Source organism: Citricoccus sp. I39-566, from assembly GCF_031432995.1.
GTDB lineage: Bacteria > Actinomycetota > Actinomycetes > Actinomycetales > Micrococcaceae > Citricoccus > Citricoccus nitrophenolicus_A.
The window spans coordinates 2,522,159-2,545,896 of the sequence record NZ_CP133842.1; the positions used below are offsets into that span (position 1 = coordinate 2,522,159).

A 23,738-nucleotide genomic window follows, 5' to 3' on the forward strand; every position below is an offset into this window, starting at 1 on the left:
CACGGGGGCAGGGGCTGCCCCTTCCGCTGGGGGTGGCGCGCCCCTACTCGGTCCGCTGTGGAGGAATCGGGTTCAGGGTGACGCCCAGCGCCCCCAGCCCCAGGTGCGCGGCCAGCACGGCGGGCAACGGGATCACGGGGACGGGCATCGAGGAGAGGTGCTGCAGCCGCCAGGCCAGCTCGTGGGCCGCCGCCTCATTGCCGAAGCCGTGGATCGCGATGCGCACCCGGCGGTCCTCGGAGCCCTGCACCGACTCCTCGGCGAGCTCGATCAGCCGCTCGGTGGCACGGACCGTGGTGCGGGGCCGGTCCACGAGGGAGACCAGTCCCTCGTCCAGGGTCAGCACCGGCTTGACGTTGAGCAGGGTGCCGAGCAGGCCGGCCATGGTGCCGATCCGCCCACCGCGCCTCAGCTGGTCCAGGTTCGGGACCGTGAAGAAGACGTCGGCCTCCTGGGTCCCCTCGTCGACCCGGGCGAGCACCTGGTCCGCGGGCGTCCCGAATCCGGCGGCGATCACGGCATCCAGCACCACGGTGCCCAGGGCGAAGCCCGAGGTCTGCGAGTCCACCACGGTCACCGGGATGAGTGCCTCCCGGCCCGCGAGCCGGGCGGCCTCGACCGTACCCGAGAGCTGACCGGAGATGTGGATGGAGATGATCTGCTCGAAGCCGGACTCGGCCAGTTCCTGGTACACGGCGCTGAAGGACCCGGGCGAGGGCCTCGAGGTCTTCACCGCGGTGCCGGCCGCCAGGGCGAGGGGGAGCTCACGCAGCAGCTCGGAGGTTCCCTCGGCGTGGATCTGCTCGCCCAGCATGACCGGCATGGGCACCTGGCGCAGCCCCTTGGCCAACGGGTGCGCCACCACCTCGGCGGGGATGGAGGCGGAGGAGTCGGTGACGATCGCGGTGCGGCCCTTGCGGGACGGCGGCAGGCCGAAGCGGACCAGACCGGGTTGGGTGCTGCGCACCTGCCGGATGTGCGCGAGCATGGCCTCCTGCCACGTGGCCAGATCGGCCATGCCCACTCCTCTCCGGGTGATGTGCCTCAGACGACGATGTTGACGAGCTTGGGCTCGCGAACGATCACCTTGCGGACGGCGGCGTCGCCGATGGAGCGCTGCACGGCCTGCGAGGCCAGCGCGAGCTCCTGAAGGTCCGCGGCGGAGATGTCCGCCGGCACCTCGAGACGGTCCCGCACCTTGCCCTTGACCTGCACCACGGCGGTGGTGGTGTCCTGCACCAGCAGGGCCTCCTCCACGGCCGGCCAGCCGGCCCGGGCCACCGAGGGCTCGTGGCCGAGTTTGGCCCACATGTCCTCCGCCGTGTACGGGGCGAACAGGCTCAGCAGGATGGCCACGGCCTCCACGGCCTCGCGCACGGCGGGGTCGCCGGAGCCCAAGCCGGACGCGCCGCCGTCGATGGTCTTGCGGACGCCGTTGACCAGCTCCATGGTGCGGGCCACCACCACGTTGAACTTGTGCTCGTCCAGCAGCCGGGCGGCATCCGCCACCGTGCGGTGCGTCAGCCGGCGCAGGGTGAGGTCGCCGTCGTCGGGATCCGTGCCCGGTGCCGTGCCGGCGGACTGGACGTCCTGCGCCAGCCGCCAGGCGCGGGCCAGGAACTTGGCCGAGCCGCCGGGCGAGACGTCCGCCCAGTCCACGTCGTCCTCGGGCGGGGACGCGAAGATCATGGTCAGCCGGACGGCGTCCACCCCGAAGGTGTCCAGCTGCTCGCCGAGATCCACGCCGTTGCCGAGGGACTTGGACATCGCCTTGCCGCCGTTGAGGACCTGGCCCTGGTTGAGCAGCGCCTTGAAGGGCTCGGTGAAGGAGACCAGACCCATGTCATAGAGGGCCTTGGTGAAGAAACGCGAGTAGAGCAGGTGCAGGATGGCGTGCTCCACGCCGCCCACGTACTGGTCCACCGGCAGCCAGCGGTCCACGGCGGCCCGGTCGAAGACCTGGTCGTCGTCGTTCGGGGAGGCGAAGCGCATGTAGTACCAGGACGAGTCCACGAAGGTGTCCATGGTGTCCGTGTCCCGCAACGCCGCGCCGCCGCAGCCCGGGCACGTGGTGTTGACCCAGGACTCGATGCCGGCCAGCGGGGACTTGCCCTTCGGCGCGAGCTGCTCGCCGGCCACGTCCTGGGGCAGCAGCACGGGCAGCTGGTCCTCGGGGACGGCGACCTCGCCGCAGTCCGGGCAGTGCACGATCGGGATGGGCGCGCCCCAGAACCGCTGGCGGGACAGCAACCAGTCCCGCAGCCGGTAGTTGACGGTGCCCCGGCCGGTGCCCCGCTCGCCCAGGATCTCGATGGCGCGCGTGATGGCCTCGGCCTTGCCCAGTCCGTCCAGGCCGTCCGGGCCGCCGGAGTTCACGAGCGTGCCCTCCCCGGTGGCGGCCACGCCCGAGACGGCGGGGTCCTCCTCGCCGGTGTCCAGCACGGCGCGCACGGGCAGGTCCATGGCCCGGGCGAAGTCCAGGTCACGCTGGTCATGGGCGGGCACGGCCATGATGGCACCGGTGCCGTAGTCCGCCAGTACGTAGTCCGAGGCCCACAGGGGCAGCCTCTCCCCGTTGAGGGGGTTGACGGCATGGCGGCCCAGGAAGACGCCGGTCTTGGCTCGGTCCGTGGCCTGGCGCTCGATCTCCGAGACGTTCTTCAGCGCCTCGCGGTACGTCTCCAGGGCCTGGCGGTGCTCCGGGTCCACCAGCTCCAGGGCCAGGTCGGAGTCGGCGGCGACCACCATGAACGTGGAGCCGTACAGGGTGTCCGGGCGGGTCGTGAAGACGGTGAGGTCCCGGCCCGCCGCGTCCCCGGCGGCCTCTGACGGCTCGACGCGGAAGTCCACGTGGGCCCCCTCGGAGCGGCCGATCCAATTGCGCTGCATGGCCAGCACGCGCTCGGGCCAGTGGCCCTCGAGCTCGGCCATGTCCTCCAGGAGGCGGTCCGCGTACTCGGTGATCTTGAAGTACCACTGGTTCAGGGACTTCTTGGTGACCGGGGTGCCGCAGCGCTCACAGGCGCCGTTGACGACCTGCTCGTTGGCCAGCACGGTCTGGTCCTTGGGGCACCAGTTGACCGGGGAGTCCTTGCGGTAGGCCAGGCCCTGGGCGTGGAACTGCTGGAACAGCCACTGGGTCCACCGGTAGTACTCGGGGTCCGAGGTGTGCAGTTCACGGGACCAGTCGGCGGAGATCGCGTAGCGCTGGAAGGAGGACTTCTGCGTGTCGATGTTCTTGTAGGTCCACTCGGCCGGATGCGCGTCGCGCTTGATCGCGGCGTTCTCGGCGGGGAGCCCGAAGGAGTCCCAGCCGATGGGATGCATGACGTCATAGCCCTGCTGCATCCAGTAGCGGGCCACCACGTCCCCCATGGCGAAGGCCTCGGCGTGGCCCATGTGCAGGTCTCCCGAGGGGTACGGGAACATGTCCAGGACGTAGCGGCGCTCGGCGGAGCCGTCATCGAGCGGGGCGAAGGTGCGGTGCTGCTCCCAGTAGCCGCCCCAGCGGTCCTCCAGCGCCGCGAACGAGTACTCCTCGGTCTCGGGGGGCTGCGGAGTACCTGGTGCTGGCTGGCTCACGGAGGTCCTGTCCTTCGGGTGCATGGGGATGCAGGGGTGCGGTTGGTGAACGGCGACGCCGGCCCGGTCACCCGGGCGTTCGGCGCGCCTGTCCATCGTACTCCGGTGGGTCGATGGCTCAGGAATCCGCCCAGCTCAGGGACCGCTGGATGGCCTGCTCCCAGCGGCCCAGCAACCGGTCCCGCTCTCGGGTGGACATGGACGGCTCCCAGCGTCGGTCCTCGCGCCAGAGGCCCGCCACCTCGTCCAGGTCCCGCCAGACCCCCGAGGCCAGTCCCGCTGCGTGCGCCGCCCCGACCGCCGTGGTCTCCACGAGTTCCGGCCGCACCACGGGCAGGTCGAGGATGTCCGCCTGGAACTGCATCAGCTCGTCGTTGACCGTCATCCCGCCGTCCACGCGCAGCTCCTCCGGCCGCTGGCCGGCATCCGCCACGACCGCCTCGAGCACGTCCCGCGACTGGTAGGCGGTGGCCTCCAGGGCGGCCCGCGCCAGGTGGCCCGCCGTGGCGAAGCCCGTGAGCCCGGCGATCAGTCCCCGGGCGTCGGGCCGCCAATACGGGGCGTACAGTCCCGAGAAGGCCGGGACGAAGTAGACCCCACCGTTGTCCGCCACGGACCCGGCCAGTGACTCAACCTCCTCCGAGGTCCGGATGATGCCGAGGTTGTCCCGCAGCCACTGGACGAGGGAGCCGGCCACGGCCACGGATCCCTCCAGCGCGTAGTAGGCGGGGCCGTCCTCCACCTGGTAGGCCACCGTGGTGACGAGTCCGTGGTCCGAGATCTCCGGGGTGGTGCCGATGTTCTGCAGGAGGAAGCACCCCGTGCCGTAGGTGTTCTTCACGTCCCCGCGGTTGAAGGCCGCCTGGCCGAAGGTGGCCGCCTGCTGGTCCCCGAGGATGCCGCACACCGGCAGGCCGCTCAGCGGCTCAGCGCCGACGATCGTGCCGAACTCGCCCACGGAGGGGTGGATCCGGGGCAGCATGCCCGCGGCGAGGTCCGGGTCGATGCCGAACAGCTTCGCCAGGTCGTCGTCCCAGTCGAGGGTCTCGAGGTCCATCAGCAGGGTGCGTGAGGCGTTGGTGACATCGGTGGAGTGGATGCCGCCGTCCGTTCCGCCCGTCAGGTTCCACAGCAGCCAGCTGTCTATGGTGCCGGCGCGGAGGCGGCCGGTGCGGGCGAGTTCCCGGGCCTCGGGGACGTTCTCCAGCATCCAGCTGATCTTCCCGGCGGAGAAGTAGGAGGCCAGTGGCAGACCGGTCCGGGCCCGGACGGCGTCCTCGTGCCCGTCCGCCTTCAGCCGGTCCATCAGCTCATCCGCGCGGGCGTCCTGCCAGACAATGGCCCGGTGGACCGGCCGCCCCGTGACGGCGTCCCACAGGACGGTGGTCTCCCGCTGGTTGGTGATCCCGACGCCGGCCACATCCGTCGGCCTCAGGCGTGCCCGCGTCAGGGCCAGCCCGGTCAGTTCGCGCGTGTTCTCCCAGATCTCCAACGGGTCGTGCTCCACCCATCCGGGCTGCGGGAAGTACTGGCGGTGCTCCCGTTGGGCGCTGGCGGCCACCCGCCCGTCCTCCGTCATCACGACCACGCGGGTCGAGGTGGTGCCCTGGTCGATGCTGATGACTGCCTTCATGCGGGAAGCCTATCCACACTCGCGCTTCTCCTCGTTCCGGTGCCGACGTGGTTAGCCTGAGGGGGTGAGTACTCCCCCGGCTCCTCCGGTTCCCCGATCAGTCCCCCGGCCGCTGCCGATCCGCTGGCGTGATCGCCTGCTGGTGCCGCCGGCGCCCCGGGACACGTCCGTCATCACGGGATTCCCCGCGCGGATCCCCGAACGGATCCTGCTGGAGATCCCGGACCCGGTCTCGGGCCAAGCCACTCCCGTGGCCGTCTGGCACTACCCGCGCGGTCCAGTGGCCGGTCCCCGTGTTGCGGAAGCCCCGGCCGACTCGACTGATCCAGCGTCCGCTGGCCATCGCGCGCCGATCGTGGCCATCCACGGTTTCCGGGGGGACCATCACGGGCTGGCCCTCCTGGCCGACTGCCTGCCTGGCGAGGAGATCTTCCTCCCGGAACTGCCGGGCTTCGGCGACTCGCCGGCCTTCCCCGACGCCGAGCACACGCTGACCCACTATGCGGCGGCCGTGGGCAGCGCCGTGGAGGCGTTGGGCCTGGTCCCACCGGCGGAGACCGGTGGGACCGGCCAGCACGGACGACGCGCGGCACCGAACCCCGCGGGCCACCAACCTCGTCCCACTCTGTTGGGCCACTCCTTCGGGTCCGTCATCGCCTCCCACCTGGCCACCGAGGCCCCGGATCGGTGGGACGGGCTGGTCCTGCTCAACCCGATCTGCGAAACGGCGTTGACCGCAGACGACTCGACCGCCAAGATGCTGATGTCCCGGATCGCCGAGGGATACTACGAGACCTCGGCGGCACTGCCGGACCGCCTCGGCCACGCGCTGCTCTCCTCGCCGCTGGTCGTCTGGATCACCGGGACCGTGATGGCGAAGACCACGGACCGCCACACCTTGGCCTACCTGCACGACCAGCACCAGAACTACTTCTCGTCCTTCGACCACCGCACCGTGCTCGTGGAGGCCTACCGCGCCTCCACGACCGGGTCCGTCCTGGACGTGGCGGAACAGCTGCGCCTGCCCGTGCTCCTGGTGGCCGGCGCCGACGACGAGCTGGGCTCCGTGCGTGGCCAGCGCAAACTGGCCCGACGCATCGGCCGGGCCTCCCCCAGCGTCCAGCTGGAGATCCTCAACGGCGTCGGCCACCTCATCCACTACGAGCGGGCTCCGGAGACAGCCGAGTTGATCCGTGCCTTCAGGTCCGCCTCCGAGTCGTCACGGTCGGGTGGCTGACGTCTGAGCCCGACAGAGGGGTGCAGGGTTACCGGCAGCAGCGCGACGTGCCACCGCGGCGGTCATCAGCAGCTGGATCATGCCCTGCTCGAGGAGGCTGTCGGCCGGCCGGTAGGTGACGTGGCCGAGCACGGGATCGGGAGACGGATCCTCCGGCACGTCTGGTGGCTGGTCGGTTGACGCACGTGGTGCCGGGCCTCCGGCGGGTGCGCCCGGTGGTGCTCCCGCCACGAGCGGACCGTTCCGCACCGTGTACCGGTGGCCCGTGGGCGTGGTGACCGCCAACCGGTCACCCTCCACAGCATGGGACCAGTCCGGGTTCTCCTTGCTGTAGTTGCACCGTGCGCACAGCCCGGCGCCGTTCGAGGCGCTGGTGGGCCCGCCAGCCCGGTATGGGATGACGTGGTCGACGTGCTTGACCGGGGCATCGCAGTAGGGGGTACGGCAGGTGTCATCCCGGACCAGGATCAGTTGGCGCAGGGCTCCGCTGAAGGTGCGGCGCGTCGAATCCATGGCCACGAGCTGTCCGGAGGCCGGCTCGGTGTACAGGCGGCGGATGAAGACCTCCGCCTCAGAATCCGAGATGACCCTCCGGGCCACCTCAGCCGGAATCGGCCCGTGCCCGACCAGCCATGCCGGGGTCAGCGACGCCTCCGCCGGGCTCAGGCCTGCCGGCTCATCTGCTGCCGGGCCCAGGTCACCTGGGTTCTCGGCTGCCGGGGCTTGCTCTGCTGGGCCATGGAGAGCCGGCCCTTCTGCTGGGACCCGGTCTGCTGGGTCATGGGGAGCCGGACCTGCCGCTGCCGGGGCCTGGGCTGCAAGGTCCTCTGCTGCGGGGACCGGAGTCGTGTCGGTGTCGGCGGTGCCCCAGAGGGAGCGGTCGGTCATAACGAGGTGGATCTCCACCGGCACGTCCTCGGCATGGGCCTGTCCGGTGAGGCGTTCCACGAGGAGGTCGGCCATGACCTGGTCCTGCGTCCGCTCCGCGCGGTCTCCCGTGCCGACCGTGGTCGCCGCGGACTTCTTCAGCCGCCCGAGGCACCCCACGGCCTGGGCCATCGGCAACAGCGCCGTCAGATACGCCATCGCCCCGGGCGCGGGCCGCACCGAGACCCGCCGCTCCCGCACGGACCGGTCCATCTGCGCCACCGCCGAGGCCTGGTCCAACCGCTGGGCGTGGGCCCGGGCCACCCCGGCCAGCTTCTTGACCCCCAACTCCACCAGACAATCCGCCATGAGCTCGTCCACCTCACGCCGGTCCTGCACCGGAAGCCACGCGGTCTCCCGGCACATGATGGTGGCCTTCCACTCCGAGATGGCCCCCCGCGTCAACGCGGCCAGGGTATGCGGCATCTCCTCACACAGAGCCCGCGCCAGGCCCAGGTCCCTGGATCCGGTGTTCGGCGACTCCCGACGCGCCAAGGCCACCTCGGCGGCCAGCCCACGGCCACGGTCCCGGACCGGCACACCCTGCAGCGCCTCGGCCTCGGTCCTCAGCCCGTGCAGGGCCGCCGTGGTCCTCGCCTGCGCCGCCGCACACGCCGCCTTGAGCTCCTCCAACGCCCGGATCCGATCCACCGCCTCGGCCTCCGAAACCGGCACCGGCAGGCCCGACAGCACGGACCCGCACGCGAGCAGATCCGCCGCACCGGCAGGGATAGAGGCCGTGCCCGTGGAGACGGTAGCGGTGGGAGGTGCGGGGACAGGGCCGGACCTCGAGGTGGCGGAGGCAGGGACCAAGGCGGGCGGATCTGCACCGTCTCCGTCCCCGACTGCATCCCGCACCACTTCTTCGAACATGTGTACTACGTTACGGGGCGGGCCGGACGCCGTAAAGGCCTCACCCTCGGCCTGTGGATCCTCGACGAAGAGGGCGTGGCCGCTACGACTACGGCAGGTCGACCGGGTCGATCCGGACGCGCACCGGGTCCGTCAGCCGCCGCGCGCTGGCCGCGGATCGGGCCGCCCGCAGGGACTCGACCACGGCTCGGGCTGCACCATAGGGAAAGAACAGCAGCGCCCGGTGCCGTGGCGGCTCCCCGGCAGCGGCGAGTGAGCCGGCAGCACCGGCACCAGCCCTCGCAATCTCCTCCATGGGCACCGGGCCGATCCACGGTAGCTCCTGGGCACCAGCCGGCAACTCCACCAGCTCGATGAAGGAGAGCACCGCATCAAGAGGCCCGGACACCTCGGCCATCCGGGCGGCGGGCGGCAGGTGCAGCTCGCGCCGCTCGGCCAGCTGCCGGGAGGCGTACCCGGGAGGATCCATCCGCACCAGCGCGCCCACCACGTCCTCCTGGGAGGCGGTCACCACCACCACTCCCCCGTGATCGCGGGGCCGCACCAGGGCAGCGGCGGCGAACCACCGCGAGAGCACCTGCCCCGGCGTCCTCAGCCCCTCACGCTGCAACTGCGAGTCGCCGTCCAGCAGTAGGGCCGCCGCGTAGCCCCCCGCGGCCACGGGCTCGGCCCCCGTGGTCGCCACCACCAGAGCCGGCGTGCCGTCCACGGTGGACAGGATGTGGTCCCCGGAGGAGGACAGCACCGGGGTGTTCGGGAACGCCCGGCCCAGCTCCTCGGCCGTCCGGTCCACCCCCCGGGAACCGGCCCGCAGCCGCGGCGAGCCGCAGTCCGGGCACGAGTACTCGCGCTCGCGCCGGCCGCACCACCGGCAGGCGGTCTCATGCCGGGCCGAGGCGGTGCGGTCCGGGAAGCCGAGCGGACCGGTGCAGTGCCGGCAGCGCGCGGGTGTCCCGCAGTCGCGGCAGATCAGCGCGGGGATGAAGCCGCTGCGACCCACCTGGACCAACACCGGGCCGGGTTCCCCCTGCTTCCCCTCCAGCCCCTCACGGGCCGCCTTCCAGGCCGCCTGGGGCAGCCGGGCGCGGGCCAGCAGGGGATCCCGCTCGGTCTCCCAGGAGTCGGCGGTGGAGACCACACGCGGCGTGGCCGCGTGGATCATGGCCCGGTCCACGCCGAACTCGCCCAGCCAGCCGGATTCGACCATCCGCTGCACCTCGGGGGTGCGCGTCGTCGAGACCAGCAGCAGCCCGGCTCCGGCCAGCTCCGAGCGCAGCAGGGCCACCTCCCGCACGTGCTGGTAGGGAGACCGCTGCTCGGCATGCAGGGCGTCGTCATCGTTCCAGACCGCCACCAGGCCGGGATGCTCCACGGGGGCCCAGATCGCGGACCGGGTGCCCACCGCGATCCTGCGCAGGCCGCGGCGCAGCTGCAGGAACGCGCGGTACCGGGGGGTGGGGCCGTCGTCGGCGGTCAGGCGGGCATAGCCCGCGGTGCCCACGCGGTAGTCCAGGGCCCGGCACAGCCGGTCCAGGTCCCGCTGGTCCGGCACCACCACGACGGCGGCTCGGCCGGCCTCCGCGGTCCGCGCGGCGGCGTCGGCGAGCAGGTCCGCCGCATCCCACTCGCCGTGGGCGCTGGGCACGGTCAGCGCGGCGCGGGGCCCCTCCCCAGCGGCCACCTGCCCGAAGAAGGCCTCGGCGCCGTGCAGCCGTGACCAGTCGAAGCGACCCTGCGGGTCCGGCCGCGCGCCAGCAGCGGGGGCAGCGGGGGCAGCGGTGGCAGCGGCGGCAGCGGTGGCGGTAGCGGCAGCGCCATCGGACCCGGCGCCCGTGGCCTCCGGCGACTCGGCCTCGGCGTTGAGGGCCTTCTCCACCTTGGCCACGCGCGGCGGCACGGCCACCCGCAGCACATCGGCCACGGTCCCGGCGTACCGGGACGCCACGGCGCGCGCCAGGTCCCGGACCTCGGGCGTCAGGACCGGCTCCGGTGAGACCACCGATCGCAGGGGCAGCAGCTTGGCCCCGGTGGAGGGCTCCGAGCCGCGGGACATGAGCCACCCCAGCACGTCCTGGTGGCCGAAACGCACCTTGACGCGCACGCCCGGGCGGGCGCCGTCGTCGAGGGCCCGCGGGACGAGGTAGTCGAACTCCCGGTCCAGGTGCGGGACGCCCGAGTCCAGCAGGACCCGGGCCACCGGCTCATCCGGCCAGCCGCCGGCCACCTCCGGCAGTCCCGTGACCGGTGGCGGGACGGGGAGGTCGAAGAGGGGCTCGTCTACCAACCGACGGCGGCGCGCAGGGCGTCCACGCGGTCCAGGCGTTCCCACGTGAAATCGGGGTCCTCCCGGCCGAAGTGCCCGTGCGCGGCGGTCTTGCGGTAGATCGGCCGCAGCAGGTTCAGGTCCCGGATGATGGCCAGCGGGCGCAGGTCGAAGACCCGGTTGACGGCCTCGATGATGGCGCCCTGGTCCACCTTCTCGGTGCCGAAGGTGTCCACGTAGAGCCCCACGGGACGGGCCTTGCCGATCGCGTAGGCGACCTGGAACTCGGCGCGGTCGGCCAGGCCGGCCGCCACCACGTTCTTGGCCACCCAGCGCATGGCGTACGCCGCGGAGCGGTCCACCTTGGAGGGGTCCTTGCCGGAGAAGGCCCCGCCGCCGTGTCGGGCCATGCCCCCGTAGGTGTCCACGATGATCTTGCGGCCGGTGAGGCCGGCGTCACCCACGGGCCCGCCGATCACGAACTTGCCGCCGGGGTTGATGATGAAGGTGGCGCCGCCGGCGTCCAGGCCGGAATGCGCCAGGACGGGTCGGATGACGTGCTGGATGACGTCCTCGCGCAGCTGCTCCAGGGTGAGGACGTCCAGGTGCTGGGTGGAGACCACCACGGTCTCCACGGTCTGCGGCTGCCCGTCCTCGCCGTAGCCGACTGTGACCTGCGTCTTGCCGTCCGGCAGGAGGTACGGCATGGGGCTGTCCTCCTGGTTCCGGACGGAGGTCAGCCGCTCGGAGAGGCGGTGGGCCAGGAAGATGGGGGCGGGCATGTACGCCGGCGTCTCGTTCGAGGCGTAGCCGAACATGATGCCCTGGTCGCCCGCGCCCTGGCGGTCCACGTCGTCCACGGAGCCGTCCCGGGACTCCAGGGAGGTCTCGACCCCGGCGTGGATGTCCGAGGACTGCTGGCCGATCGAGATGTTGACCCCACAGTTGGCGCCGTCGAAGCCGTTGGCCGAGGAGTTGTAGCCGATCTGCAGGATGGTGTCCCGGACGATGCGCGGGATCTCCACGTAGGCGGAGGTGTTGACCTCGCCGGCCACCTGCACGAGCCCGGTGGTGGTCAGGGTCTCCACGGCGACCTTGGCCGTGGGATCCTGCGCCAGGATCGCGTCCAGGATGGCATCGGAGATCTGGTCGCAGATCTTGTCCGGGTGGCCGCTGGTCACGGACTCGGAGGTGAACAGACGGAGGCTCCCGCTGCCGACCCCTCGGTAGGACTCGTAGTCGGCGGTTCCGGGCTGGGCGGCATTCTGTGCGTCAGTCACCGATCCATCCTATCCAGACGCGCGGGCCGATCCAGCAGTCCCGCCAGTTCCGTCACGATCGCCACCCCCACGTCCGTCTTGTCCCCCGCCGCCGTCACCGGCTCGCGGCCGTCCGCGAACAGCATGGTGACCTCGGTGGTGTCCTGGCCGAAGACCTTGTCCCGGCCGACCTGGTTGACCACGAGCATCTCGCAGCCCTTGCGGGCGAGCTTGGCGGCGCCGAACTTCAGCACGGAGGTGGTCGCGTCCCCGGTCTCGGCGCCGAAGCCCACGATCACGCCCGGCATGGGCTCCCCGGCGGCCCGGGCGGCCACGGTGTCCGCGAGGATGTCCGGCGTGCGTTCCAGCCGGATCACCGGGTTGGTCCCGTCCTGCGCCTTCTTGATCTTGGCCTCGGCGTACTCGGCGGGGCGGAAGTCGGCGACGGCGGCCGCCATCACCAGCGCGTCGGCGCCGGGCGCGTGGCGCAGGACCGCCTCGTGCAGCTCCTGGGTGGACTCGACCCGGACCACGTCCGCGCCGGCGGGGGGCTCGACGGACATGGCCCCGCCGATGAACGTCACGGTGGCGCCGGCGGCCAGCGCTGCCTCCGCCACGGCCACCCCCTGCTTGCCGGAGGAGCGGTTGCCCAGGTAGCGGACGGGATCCAGGGCCTCCCGGGTGCCCCCGGCGGTCACGACGACGGTGCGTCCGGTCAGCGGCGCGGCCTCGCTCTGCGCACGGGGCCGGGAGGCCCGGCTGCCGCTCGCCGCAACCAACTGCTGGGCCTGCGCCCAGATGCGCTCCGGCTCGGGGAACCGCCCGGGCCCGGTGTCCGCCCCGGTGAGCCGACCGGAGTCCGGGTCGAGGACGGTGACGCCGCGGGAGCGCAGGGTGGCCACGTTGGCGACGGTGGCCGGGTGCAACCACATCTCGGTGTGCATGGCCGGGACCATGAGCACGGGGCAGGTGGCTGTCAGCAGCACGTTGCCCAGCAGGTCCGGGGCCAGCCCGGCGGCGGCGCGGGCCAGCGAGTCGGCGGTGGCGGGGGCCACGACCACGAGATCCGCCTCGCGGCCCAGGCGGACGTGGTTGACCGATTCCACGGCCTCGAAGGTCTCCGTCCGCACGGGGCGTCCGGAGAGGGCCTCCCAGGTGGCCCGGCCCACGAAGTTCAGGGCGGCCGGGGTGGGCACCACGTCCACCCGGTGCCCCGCCTCGGTCATCAGGCGCAGCAGCAGGGCGGACTTGTAGGCGGCGATCCCGCCGGTGACTCCGAGAACGATCCTCATGGGATCCAACCTAGTCGGCCGGTCCCCGGAGCCGGAAACCGATCAGGCCTGCTGGTCCTCGGCGGCCTCGCCGTCGGTGGGGTCCGCGAGGTCGGCGAGGTCGGCGGAGTCCGTCGACATCGCGGTCTCCGTGTCCGCGATCTCCGCCACGGCGTCCAGGCCCACGCCCTCGGCCGAGAACGCGTCCTCGGAGAAGTCGGTCTCGGCCGAGCCCGCCAGCTCGAAGGGGGCGAAGTCACCCTGGGCCTCGGCGGCGAGCTGCTCCTCGGTCATCGGGGTGGCCTCCAGGAGGTCCTCCTCGATCTCCCGCATGGAGATGGACAGGGGCTTCTCGTTGAGCTTGGTGTCCACGAGCGGTCCGACGTACTCGAACAGGCCCTCGTGGAGCTGCGAGTAGTAGGCGTTGATCTGGCGGGCGCGCTTGGCGGCGAAGAGCACCAGGGCGTACTTGGAGTCAACCTTCTCCAGCAGGGTGTCGATGGGCGGGTTGACGATGCCTTCGTACTGTTCGGTCACAAGATCTCCACGGTTGTTCATTGATGGTCTGCGGGCTGCCTGGGGTCCTCGCGGCAGTCGTGGGGGTCCAGTCCCATGATGCGGACCAGCTCCTGCGCGGCGCGTTCCACGGTGTCATTGACCACCACGGCGTCGAACTCCGGCTCGGCAGCGAGTTCCAGTCTAGCCGTTTCCAGCCGCCGCCGCTGTTCCTCGGCCGATTCCGTGCCCCGGCCCACCAGTCGATGCACCAATTCGTCCCAGTCGGGCGGGGACAGGAAGACGAAGGTGGCCTCCGGCAGGGCCCGGCGCACCTGGCGCGCCCCCTGCAGGTCGATCTCCAGCAGCACGTGCTGGCCCTCGTCCAGGGCCCGCTGCACGGTGTCCCTCCGGGTGCCGTAGCGGTTCACGCCGTGCACCACCGCCCACTCCAGCATCTGGTCCCGGGCCACCAGCTCGTCGAAGCGCTCCGGTCCCACGAAGAAGTAGTGTTCCCCCTCCACCTCGCCGGGCCGCGGTTCGCGGGTCGTCGCGGAGACGGAGAGCCAGACCTGGGGGTAGTGCTCCCGGATGAACCGGGAGACGGTGCCCTTCCCGACGGCGGTCGGTCCCGCGAGCACGGTGATGGTCGGCCGGCTCCCGGCCGGGGACTGCTGGTGCTCGGGCCGGAGGCTGACCGGGCGGGCTGCGGGAACAGCGGGTACGTCGGGAATGGTCACACGGTCTCCTGGCTGGGGTTCTCCGCCCGGTGGCGGGCTACCGGCCAATATAAGCGATGAGCGCCTCCCGCTGCCGACGGCCCAGGCCGCGCAGGCGACGATTGGGGGATATGCCACAGGACTCCATGATCTTGGCCGCCCGCACCTCCCCCACCCCCTGCAGGGTCTGCAGCAGGTCGACGGTGCGCATCCGGCCGATCGCGGCATCCTGGTCCGCGGCCGTGAACACCTGCTCGAGGGTGGACCTCCCGGAGCGGAACGACTCCTTGAGATCGGCTCGCGCCGTGCGAGCCTGCAATGCCTTGCTCCGCGCCGCCTCCCGCTCAGCGGCCGACAATTCCTTCAGTGCCATTTCGTCTCACCTCGGGGACTAGGGTGTGCGAGCCCCGGCGAAGTCGCCGTGACTTGGACGTAAAGTACCCGATGGATACCGCTCCGGTCTGCAGTCCACGGCCGGGGCCGGGAACTTTACCGAACGGTGACCGTCTAGCCCGTCAGCTCCCCGACCGCGGCCCGGAGGCCCTCACGCAGGCCTGCCACCGCCGGCCCCCGGGCCAGGATCGCCCGGCTCGAGGTGGCCAGCACGGCGGGCCAGGAGGCGCCGAAACCGGCCCGCATGGACACCCCGGAGGCCCCCTGGGCGCCGAAGCCGGGGGCCAGCAGGGCGCCCCGCACCTCGGCCAGGTCGAGGCCCAGCCGGGCGGCCTGGCCCGCTACGGTGGCGCCGACCACGAGCCCCACGGGGCCGAAGGCCGGGCGAGACCCGACCGCGGCGGCCGCCTGCCCCTCGAGAGCGCGGGCGTTGTCCCGCGCGGCGGCCTCCGTGACGGCGCGCGCCACCGAGCCGCCCGCGGCCCCGTCGTCCGGCACGGCGTGCTGCACGGAGGCGCCCTCCGGGTTGGACGTCAGCGCCAGGATGAAGACGCCGCGCCCGGTGGCCTCCGCCAGGTCCACGGCCGGGGCCAGGGAGCCGTAGCCCAGGAAGGGACTCAGCGTCACGGCGTCGGCGGCCAGGGGCGAGTCATCGGCCAGCCACGCCTCGGCATAGCCGGCCATGGTCGAGCCGATGTCCCCGCGCTTGGCGTCGGCGATCGTCAGCACCCCGGCGTGGCGGGCCTGGCGCAGCAGCCGCTCCAGCACGGCCAGTCCGGCCGAGCCGTGCCGCTCGTACAGGGCGACCTGCGGCTTGAGGGCGGCCACGGCAGTCCCGCCCGGCCCCTCGGCGGCCGCCTCCAGGGCGGTCATCGAGAACCGTTCCAGGCCCACGGGCGTGTCCGGGAGGTCCCAGTCCGCCAGCAGTCCCGGGTGCGGGTCGATCCCCAGGCACAACGGTCCGGCCGCGTCCATCGCGGCCGCGAGCCGGACGCCGAAGGGGACCGGGCCGGCGTCGGGCGCCCCGTCCGCGGGAGGGTTCATGCCCCGGTACCGGACCGTTCGATCGCGGCGGCCAGCCGCGCGTCGTGCTCCTGCAGGGAGGTGACGTCCCACTCGTACTCGCGCTGGGCCTCGATCGCCTGGATCGCGGCGCCGAACTCGGCGAGCGTGGTGATCATCGGCACGCCGATGGAGGTGGCGGCGGCCCGGATCTCGTAGCCGTCCCCGCGGGAGTCGCCGCCGGAGGGAGTGTTCAGCACGAGCGCGATCTCCCCCGCCTCGAGGCGCTCGAGGATGGTCCCGCCCGTTTCCCCGGCACCGCGCCCGGGGCTGTCCGCGATCTTCCCCACCACGTCCGCCTGCACGCCGTTGCGGCGCAGCACCTCGGCGGTGCCCCCGGTGGAGACGATGGTGAAGCCCAGGTCGATCAGCCGCTTGGCGGGCATCACGATCCCGCGCTTGTCCCGGTTCGCCACGGAGACGAAGACGGCCCCGGACATCGGCAACGGGTTGTTCGCGGCGGCCTGGCTCTTGGCGAAGGCGGTGTCGAAGTACTTGTCGATACCCATCACCTCGCCCGTGGAGCGCATCTCCGGGCCGAGCAGCGAATCCACCACGCGGCCCTCAGGGGTGCGGAACCGCGCGAACGGCAGCACGGCCTCCTTGACGGCCACGGGGGCATCCAGCGGCAGGGTCGAGCCGTCGTGGCCGGACGGCAGCATGCCCTCGGCCCGCAGCTCGGCGATGGACTGGCCGGTGCCGATGAGTGCGGCCGCCTTGGCCAGCTGCACGCCGGTGGCCTTGGACACGAACGGCACCGTGCGCGAGGCACGCGGGTTGGCCTCGATCACGTAGAGAACGTCCGAGGCCAGCGCGAACTGGATGTTGATCAGCCCGCGCACGCCCACGCCGGCGGCGATGCCCCGGGTGGCCTCGCGGACCCGCTGCAGGGTGTCCGGGCCCAGGTTGATCGGCGGCAGGGCGCACGCCGAGTCACCGGAGTGGATACCGGCCTCCTCGATGTGCTCCATGATCCCGCCGATGTACAGGTCGGTGCCGTCGAAGAGGGCGTCCACGTCGATCTCCGTGGCGTCCTCCAGGAAGCGGTCCACGAGCACCGGGTGATCGGCCGTGATCTCGGTGGCGTTCTCGATGTACCGGGACAGGGACTCCTCGTCGTAGACGATCTCCATGCCGCGGCCACCCAGGACGTAGGACGGGCGGACCAGGACGGGGTAGCCGATCTCGTCCGCCACCCGCTTGGCGTCCGCGAAGGAGACGGCGGTGCCGTTCTTCGGGGACACCAGCCCGGCCTCGTCCAGGACGCGGGCGAACTCGCCGCGGTGCTCGGCCAGGTCGATGCTCTCCGGCGAGGTCCCCAGGATCGGCACGCCGGCGTCGGCGAGCTGCTGGGCCAGCTTGAGCGGGGTCTGGCCGCCGAGCTGGACGAACACGCCGAGCACGCCGCCGGAGCGCTCCTCCGCCGCGATGACCTCGAGGACGTCCTCGAGGGTCAGTGGCTCGAAGTACAGGCGGTCGGAGATGTCGTAGTCCGTGGAGACGGTCTCCGGGTTGCAGTTGACCATGACGGTCTCGTAGCCGGCCGCCCGCAGCGCCAGGGAGGCGTGCACGCAGGAGTAGTCGAACTCGATGCCCTGGCCGATCCGGTTCGGGCCGGAGCCGAGGATGATGACCGAGGGCTTGGCGTGGTCCGTCACCTCGTCCTCGAGGTCGTAGCTGGAGTACCGGTACGGTGTGTAGGCCTCGAACTCGGCGGCGCAGGTGTCCACGGTCTTGTACACCGGACGGATGCCCAGCGCGTGGCGCACCCCCCGGACCACGGCCGGCTCCATGTGCCGCAGCTGCCCGATCTGGGCGTCCGAGAAGCCGTGCCGCTTGGCGTGGCGCAGCACGCTGGCGTCCAGCTCGGGGGCTGCGGCCACGTCCGTGGCGACCTCGTTGATGAGCACCAGCTGGTCCAGGAACCACGGGTCGATCTTCGTCGCCTCGAAGAGCTGCTCCAGACTCGCACCCCCGAGCAGGGCCTGCTGCACCTGGGCCAGCCGGTCCGTCGTCGGGATCCTGGACTGCTCGACCAGGGCGGCGACCTCGTCCGGTCCCGGGATGCCGAAGGAGAGTTCGGCGCCCTTCTGCTCCAGGGAGCGCAGGGCCTTCTGCAGCGCCTCGGTGAAGTTGCGGCCGATCGCCATGGCCTCGCCGACGGACTTCATGGTGGTGGTCAGCGTGGGGTCGGCCGCCGGGAACTTCTCGAAGGCGAACCGCGGGACCTTGACGACCACGTAGTCGATGACCGGCTCGAAGGAGGCCGGGGTCTTCTGCGTGATGTCGTTGGGGATCTCGTCCAGGGTGTAGCCGAGGGCCACCTTGGTGGCGATCTTGGCGATGGCAAAGCCGGTGGCCTTGGACGCCAGCGCGGAGGAGCGGGAGACGCGCGGGTTCATCTCGATGACGATGATCCGGCCCGTGGCCGGGTCCACGGCGAACTGGATGTTGCAGCCGCCGGTGTCCACGCCGACCTCGCGGATGACGGCGATCGAGATGTCCCGCATCTTCTGGTACTCGCGGTCCGTCAGCGTCATGGCCGGGGCCACGGTGATGGAGTCGCCGGTGTGCACGCCCACGGGGTCGAAGTTCTCGATGGAGCAGACCACCACGACGTTGTCGTTGCGGTCCCGCATCATCTCCAGCTCGTACTCCTTCCAGCCGAGGATGGACTCCTCGAGCAGGACCTCGGAGGTCGGGCTGTACTGGATGCCGGCGCCGGCGATGCGGCGCAGGTCCTCCTCGTTGTAGGCGAGGCCGGAGCCCAGGCCGCCCATGGTGAAGGAGGGGCGGACCACCATGGGGTAGCCGAGCGTCTCGGCCGCGGCGAAGGCCTCGTCCATGCTGTGGACGATCACCGACTTCGCCGACTCGGCGCCGCAGCGCTCCACCACGCCCTTGAAGAGCTCGCGGTTCTCCCCCAGCTCGATGGCCTCGATGTTGGCGCCGATCAGCTCGACGCCGTACTTCTCCAGCACCCCGTTCTTGTCCAGGGCGATCGCGGTGTTCAGGGCCGTCTGGCCGCCGAGGGTGGGCAGCACGGCGTCCGGACGTTCTGCGGCGATGATCTTCTCGACCACCTCGGGGGTGATGGGCTCCACGTAGGTGGCGTCGGCCAGCTCCGGGTCGGTCATGATGGTGGCCGGGTTGGAGTTGACCAACACCACGCGCAGTCCCTCCTCCTTGAGGACCCGAATGGCCTGGGTGCCGGAGTAGTCGAACTCGGCGGCCTGGCCGATGACGATCGGGCCGGAGCCGATGACCAGGACGGACTGCAGATCGGTGCGCTTGGGCATACGGGCTCAGGCTCCTTCGGCGGGGTTGGAGGTGGTGGACATCAGCTCGATGAACCGGTCGAACAGCGGGGCCGAGTCGTGGGGTCCGGCCGCCGACTCGGGGTGGAACTGGACGGAGAAGGCGGGGCGGTCCAGCAGGCGCAGGCCCTCGACCACCTGGTCGTTGAGGGACCAGTGCGAGACCTCCACGCGGCCGTACTGCGACTCCGGGGCGGTGACCGGCTCACCCAGCGGCGCGTCCACGGCGAAGCCGTGGTTCTGCGAGGTGATCTCCACCCGCCCGGTGGTCTTGTCCATCACGGGCTGGTTGGGGCCGCGGTGGCCGAAGGGCAGCTTGTAGGTACCGAAGCCGAGCGCCCGGCCGAAGACCTGGTTGCCGAAGCAGATGCCGAAGAACGGCAGTCCGGCGTCCAGGACCCGGCGGGTCAGGGCCACCTGGTCGTCCGCCGTGGCCGGGTCCCCGGGCCCGTTGGAGAGGAAGACGCCGTCCGGGTCCAGGGCGGTGATGTCCTCGAACGTCGCGGTCGCGGGCAACACGTGGAGACGGATGCCCCGGGCGGCCAGGTGCCGCGGCGTGGCCGCCTTCAGGCCGAGGTCGAGCGCCACCACGGTGTGCAGCGGCTCGCCCTCCCAGCCGTGCTCGGACGGCTCGACGGTGTAGGCGGACTGCGTGGTCACCTCCTCGGCCAGCCGGGCCCCGGCCATGGACGGCTGGGCCGCCACCTCGGCCACGAGGTCGGCGAGCGGCCGTCCGGCCGCCTCCCCGGAGAAGATCCCGGCCTTCATCGAGCCGGCGGACCGCAGGTGCCGGGTGATGGCGCGGGTGTCCACCCCCTGGATCCCGACGACGCCCTGGGCCTGGAGCTCCTCGTCCAGGCTGCGCTCGGTGCGCCAGTTCGACGCCCGGCGGGCGGCATCCCTGACCACATAGCCGGCGGCGAAGACGGCCCGGGACTCGGCGTCCTCCGCGTTGACCCCGGTGTTGCCGATGTGCGGGAAGGTCTGCACGATGATCTGCCGGGCGTAGGAGGGATCCGTCAGGGTCTCCTGGTAGCCGGTCATGCCGGTGGTGAAGACAGCCTCACCCAGGGTGGTGCCGGTCTGGCCGTAGGCGTGGCCGTGGTGGGCGGTGCCGTCGGCCAGGACCAGCACGGCGGGCGCGCGGTTCAGTAGGCTCACGAGTTGTTCTCCATCTGCGGGTCTGTCGGGTCTGACGGGTCGGGGTCTGGGGTGGGGTCGATGAGGTGGTTCAGTGCGGCCAGCAGGGGATCGCGGTCCTGCGCGGCGCGGGTGCGGAAGCCGGTGGTGACCTGAAGACCGTCCAGCGTCCAGGTCAGCACCAGCAGTCCGCCGCGCTCCACGAACTTGCCGCTCATGCCGGCGTCCAGTCCTGCCTGGCGGAGGTCCCCCCGGGGGATGAAGAAGTTCTGGCTGCCCTCGCGGAGCACGGCGACGCCGGAGGCGTGCACCTCCAGGCGGGCGTTGGTGCGCAGGCCCAGACCGTGGACGGCGATCCGGTCCAGGTAGTCCTGGCCGCGCACCGTGGAGACGTACATGCCCTCGGCCGCCGCCAGGGGCTCGGCCCCGAGGACGTCCGCCGGCACGGCCGCCGGGGCGGCCACGTCCTGCTGGCGTCGCTTGCGGTTACGCCAGCCCCACCACATCAGGAGCACGATCACCACCAGTCCGATGACGGTCAGGACCCCGATGAGGGTGTATTCGGTGCTGAAGTCGTCGTTCACTGCTGGGTGGTTCCTGTCTGGTGGTTCTGCTGGCGCGGTGTGGCCAGGGCACGGTCACGCACCACGGGATGGCCGTGGTTGAACACGTCGGTGACCTGTCCGGGCAACTCCATGCCGCGGTAGGGGCTGTTGCGGGACTTCGTGGCGTGGCGCTCCGGATCCACGGTGCGGGTGACCGTGGGGTCGTAGACGGTCAGGTTGGCCGGGGCGCCGATCTCGAAGACGCCGTCCGGGGAGATCCGGCCCTGGTCGGCCAGGCGCGCGATCCGGGCCGGCGTCGAGCTCAGGATCCGGGAGAGGCCCGCCCAGTCCATCAGGCCGGTGTCCACGAGGGCCAGCTGGGCCACGGGCAGGGCGGTCTCCAGCCCGGTCATGCCCATGGCGGCCACGGTCCATTCGCACTCCTTGGTCTCCGCGGTGTGCGGCGCGTGGTCGGTGCCGATCGTGTCGATGGTCCCGTCCGCCAGGCCCTCGCGCAGCGCCATCACATCCGCCTCGCGGCGCAGCGGCGGATTGACCTTGTAGACCGGGTTGTAGGTGCGGACGAGCTCCTCGGTCAGCAGCAGGTGGTGCGGCGTGGCCTCCGCGGTGACGTCGATCCCCCGCTGTTTGGCCCAGCGGATGAGCTCCACGGAACCGGCGGTGGAGACGTGGCAGACGTGCAGGCGGGACCCCACGTGCTGGGCGAGCAGCACGTCCCGGGCGATGATCGCCTCCTCAGCCACGGCGGGCCAGCCGGCCAGGCCGAGCATGGAGGACAGGGCGCCCTCGTTCATCTGGGCCCCGTCGGTGAGACCCGGCTCCTGCGCGTGCTGGGCGATCACCCCGTCGAAGGCCTTGACGTACTCCAGCGCGCGGCGCATCATCACCGGATCGGCCACGCACATCCCGTCGTCGGAGAACACGCGGACCGCGGCCCGGGACTCGGCCATCGCGCCGAGCTCGGCCAGGCGCTCCCCGCCCAGGCCCACCGTCACCGCGCCCACCGGGTGGACGTCGCACCAGCCGGCCTCCCGTCCCAGCTGCCAGACCTGCTCGACGACGCCCGCCGAGTCCGCGACCGGCGTCGAGTTGGCCATGGCGTGGACCGAGGTGAAGCCGCCGAGCGCTGCGGCGCGGGTGCCCGTCTCGATCGTCTCCGCGTCCTCACGGCCCGGCTGGCGCAGGTGGGTGTGCAGGTCCACGAGGCCCGGCAGGACCACCCGGCCGGCCGCGTCGAGCACCTCGGTGCCGGCCGGCGTCGCCAGATCCGGCCCGACGGCGGCCAGCAGGCCGTCCTCGACCAGGACATCCGCGGTGGTGCCGTCCGGCAGGGTGCCGCCGGTGATCAGGTAGTTCTGCGCGGTCATGCGGACTCCTTCTGGTTCAGCAAGAGGTACAGCACGGCCATCCTCACGGAGACGCCGTGGGCGACCTGTTCCAGGGCGGTGTTGCGGGCGGAGTCCGCCGCGGCGGCGGAGATCTCCAGGCCGCGGTTCATGGGCCCGGGGTGCATGATGACGGCGTCGTCCACGCCGGCGGACTCCAGCCGGGCGAGGCGTTCGTCCGTGAGCCCCCAGGACCGGGTGTACTCCGCGGCGGAGGGGAAGTACGCGTCATGCATCCGCTCGGACTGCACGCGCAGCATCATCACGGCGTCCGGCGCGGTGGCCAGGGCCTGATCCAGCGAGTAGGTCACGGTGCAGGGCCAGTCCCCCGCCCCGATCGGCACGAGGGTGGGCGGGGCGGCCAGGGTGACCTCGGCTCCCAGGGTGGTCAGCAGCCACAGGTTGGAGCGGGCCACCCGGGAGTGCAGGATGTCCCCGACGATGACGACCCGCATCCCGGCCAGGTCGGTGCCGTGCGGGGCGGTGCCGTGCCGCCGGGCCAGGTGTCGACGCAGGGTGAATGCGTCCAGCAACGCCTGGGTGGGATGCTCGTGCGTGCCGTCCCCGGCGTTGACCACGGCGGAGCGGATCCATCCGGAGTCCGCGAGCTGGGCGGCGGCCCCCGAGCCCCAGTGCCGCATCACGATCGCGTCGGCGCCGATGGCCTCGAGGGTCTGGACGGTGTCCTTGAGGGATTCGCCCTTGGACACCGAGGTGCCCTTGCCGGAGAAGTTGATGACGTCCGCGCTGAGCCGCTTGGCCGCCGCCTCGAAGGAGATGCGGGTGCGGGTGGAGTCCTCGAGGAAGAGGTTGACCACGGTGCGGCCGCGCAGGGCGGGCAGCTTCTTGACCTCGCGGCCGGAGACGGCGGCCATCTCCTCCGTGGTGTCCAGGATCCGCAGGGCGTCCGGGCGCGAGAGGTCCTGGGTGGAGAGCAGGTGCCTCATGCGCCGGCCCCGTCCGCGGAGGGTGCGGGGGCGGCGTCGGTGATGGCGACCAGGTCCTCGGGGTGCTCGGGGCCGTCGATCTCCAGGAGCCGCACCTGGACGCGCTCGGCGGTGGAGGTGGGGAGGTTCTTGCCCACGAAGTCGGCTCGGATCGGCAGCTCGCGGTGGCCGCGGTCCACCAGCACGGCCAGGCGCACGGCGGCCGGGCGCCCGAAATCGTTGAGCGCGTCCAGGGCGGCACGGATGGTGCGCCCCGAGTAGAGCACGTCGTCCACCAGCACCACGGTGGCCCCGTCGATGCCGGACTCCGGCAACCGGGTGGGGGCGGGGGTGCGGGTGGTGGAGCGGCGCAGGTCGTCACGGTAGAGCGTGACGTCAAGTTGGCCGGTGGCGGCGGAGGCGCTGAAGCCGGGCTCGATCCGCTCCAGCTTCGCGGTGAGTCGCTCGGCCAGCGGGACGCCGCGGCGCGGGATGCCGAGGACCACTAGGGACTCGGGGCCCTTGTTCGACTCGAGGATCTCGTGGGCGATCCGGGTCAGTGCCCGGTCGATGTCCGCCGCCGTCAGGACCTGACGGACGGTGCGCACGGCGCGGCTCTCAGCCTGCACGCATGCCTCCTTCCCCGCCTCACAGGACGGAACTTAAAGGAAACGCCACCCCGGCTGGGGT

18 protein-coding genes are annotated in these 23,738 nt (G+C 71.9%); 1 reads left to right on the forward strand and 17 read right to left on the reverse strand.

Translation table 11 applies throughout. The features are described from left to right. Window positions 1-43: 43 nt before the first annotated feature. The 3 genes from RE421_RS11600 to glpK all read right to left on the reverse strand — a co-directional run bounded on the left by RE421_RS11600 (window position 44) and on the right by glpK (window position 5,215). Complete coding sequence (locus RE421_RS11600; protein WP_309809933.1) at window positions 44-1,018, reverse strand: DegV family protein; 975 nt, start codon at window positions 1,016-1,018, stop codon at window positions 44-46. 26 nt (window positions 1,019-1,044) lie between these two features. After that, window positions 1,045-3,582 (reverse strand): leucine--tRNA ligase, encoded by a 2,538-nt coding sequence (gene leuS, locus RE421_RS11605; RefSeq protein WP_309809936.1) that lies wholly within the window; start codon window positions 3,580-3,582, stop codon window positions 1,045-1,047. A 118-nt stretch (window positions 3,583-3,700) separates the two neighbouring features. After that, window positions 3,701-5,215, reverse strand: coding sequence for a glycerol kinase GlpK (glpK, locus tag RE421_RS11610; RefSeq protein ID WP_309809938.1), 1,515 nt, complete (start codon window positions 5,213-5,215; stop codon window positions 3,701-3,703). A 64-nt stretch (window positions 5,216-5,279) separates the two neighbouring features. Between glpK and RE421_RS11615 the strand changes: the two genes are divergently transcribed. Beyond that, the gene (locus tag RE421_RS11615) at window positions 5,280-6,452 is read left to right on the forward strand and encodes an alpha/beta hydrolase (protein ID WP_309809940.1); all 1,173 of its coding nucleotides are present in this window, start codon (window positions 5,280-5,282) and stop codon (window positions 6,450-6,452) included. Here the strand turns inward: RE421_RS11615 and RE421_RS11620 are convergent. The 14 genes from RE421_RS11620 to pyrR all read right to left on the reverse strand — a co-directional run bounded on the left by RE421_RS11620 (window position 6,435) and on the right by pyrR (window position 23,677). Next, window positions 6,435-8,030 carry a DUF222 domain-containing protein gene (locus RE421_RS11620; protein ID WP_309809943.1) on the reverse strand — a complete coding sequence of 532 codons (1,596 nt, stop codon included), beginning with the start codon at window positions 8,028-8,030 and terminating at the stop codon, window positions 6,435-6,437. The two genes, RE421_RS11615 and RE421_RS11620, sit on opposite strands and share 18 nt — an antisense overlap. A 310-nt stretch (window positions 8,031-8,340) precedes the next feature. Beyond that, window positions 8,341-10,536 (reverse strand): primosomal protein N', encoded by a 2,196-nt coding sequence (locus tag RE421_RS11625; RefSeq protein WP_309809946.1) that lies wholly within the window; start codon window positions 10,534-10,536, stop codon window positions 8,341-8,343. Next, on the reverse strand, window positions 10,530-11,714 hold the full coding sequence (gene metK, locus RE421_RS11630) for a methionine adenosyltransferase (protein WP_309817336.1): 1,185 nt from the start codon (window positions 11,712-11,714) through the stop codon (window positions 10,530-10,532). Before metK ends, RE421_RS11625 begins: the two co-directional genes overlap by 7 nt. 77 nt (window positions 11,715-11,791) lie before the next feature. Next, window positions 11,792-13,066, reverse strand: coding sequence for a bifunctional phosphopantothenoylcysteine decarboxylase/phosphopantothenate--cysteine ligase CoaBC (gene coaBC, locus RE421_RS11635; RefSeq protein ID WP_309809949.1), 1,275 nt, complete (start codon window positions 13,064-13,066; stop codon window positions 11,792-11,794). Between the two features lie 42 nt (window positions 13,067-13,108). After that, window positions 13,109-13,582: a DNA-directed RNA polymerase subunit omega gene (gene rpoZ, locus RE421_RS11640; RefSeq protein WP_309809951.1), complete on the reverse strand. Its 474-nt coding sequence runs from the start codon at window positions 13,580-13,582 to the stop codon at window positions 13,109-13,111. Window positions 13,583-13,599: 17 nt separating this feature from the next. After that, window positions 13,600-14,274, reverse strand: a complete 675-nt coding sequence (gmk, locus tag RE421_RS11645; RefSeq protein WP_396134653.1) for a guanylate kinase — start codon at window positions 14,272-14,274, stop codon at window positions 13,600-13,602. A 43-nt stretch (window positions 14,275-14,317) separates the two neighbouring features. Next, complete coding sequence (gene mihF, locus RE421_RS11650) at window positions 14,318-14,632, reverse strand: integration host factor, actinobacterial type (RefSeq protein WP_309809954.1); 315 nt, start codon at window positions 14,630-14,632, stop codon at window positions 14,318-14,320. A 134-nt stretch (window positions 14,633-14,766) separates the two neighbouring features. Then, window positions 14,767-15,696 (reverse strand): orotidine-5'-phosphate decarboxylase, encoded by a 930-nt coding sequence (gene pyrF, locus RE421_RS11655; RefSeq protein ID WP_309809958.1) that lies wholly within the window; start codon window positions 15,694-15,696, stop codon window positions 14,767-14,769. Continuing rightward, window positions 15,693-19,013 carry a carbamoyl-phosphate synthase large subunit gene (gene carB, locus RE421_RS11660; protein WP_309809960.1) on the reverse strand — a complete coding sequence of 1,107 codons (3,321 nt, stop codon included), beginning with the start codon at window positions 19,011-19,013 and terminating at the stop codon, window positions 15,693-15,695. Before carB ends, pyrF begins: the two co-directional genes overlap by 4 nt. 6 nt (window positions 19,014-19,019) lie before the next feature. Beyond that, complete coding sequence (gene carA / locus RE421_RS11665) at window positions 19,020-20,192, reverse strand: glutamine-hydrolyzing carbamoyl-phosphate synthase small subunit (RefSeq protein ID WP_309809965.1); 1,173 nt, start codon at window positions 20,190-20,192, stop codon at window positions 19,020-19,022. Beyond that, window positions 20,189-20,755: a hypothetical protein gene (locus RE421_RS11670; protein WP_309809968.1), complete on the reverse strand. Its 567-nt coding sequence runs from the start codon at window positions 20,753-20,755 to the stop codon at window positions 20,189-20,191. The genes carA and RE421_RS11670 overlap by 4 nt, the downstream gene beginning before the upstream one ends. Beyond that, window positions 20,752-22,104, reverse strand: coding sequence for a dihydroorotase (locus tag RE421_RS11675; protein WP_309809971.1), 1,353 nt, complete (start codon window positions 22,102-22,104; stop codon window positions 20,752-20,754). Before RE421_RS11675 ends, RE421_RS11670 begins: the two co-directional genes overlap by 4 nt. Further along, window positions 22,101-23,069: an aspartate carbamoyltransferase catalytic subunit gene (locus RE421_RS11680; RefSeq protein ID WP_309809974.1), complete on the reverse strand. Its 969-nt coding sequence runs from the start codon at window positions 23,067-23,069 to the stop codon at window positions 22,101-22,103. The genes RE421_RS11675 and RE421_RS11680 overlap by 4 nt, the downstream gene beginning before the upstream one ends. After that, window positions 23,066-23,677: a bifunctional pyr operon transcriptional regulator/uracil phosphoribosyltransferase PyrR gene (gene pyrR, locus RE421_RS11685; protein ID WP_309809977.1), complete on the reverse strand. Its 612-nt coding sequence runs from the start codon at window positions 23,675-23,677 to the stop codon at window positions 23,066-23,068. Before pyrR ends, RE421_RS11680 begins: the two co-directional genes overlap by 4 nt. Window positions 23,678-23,738: the final 61 nt, after the last annotated feature.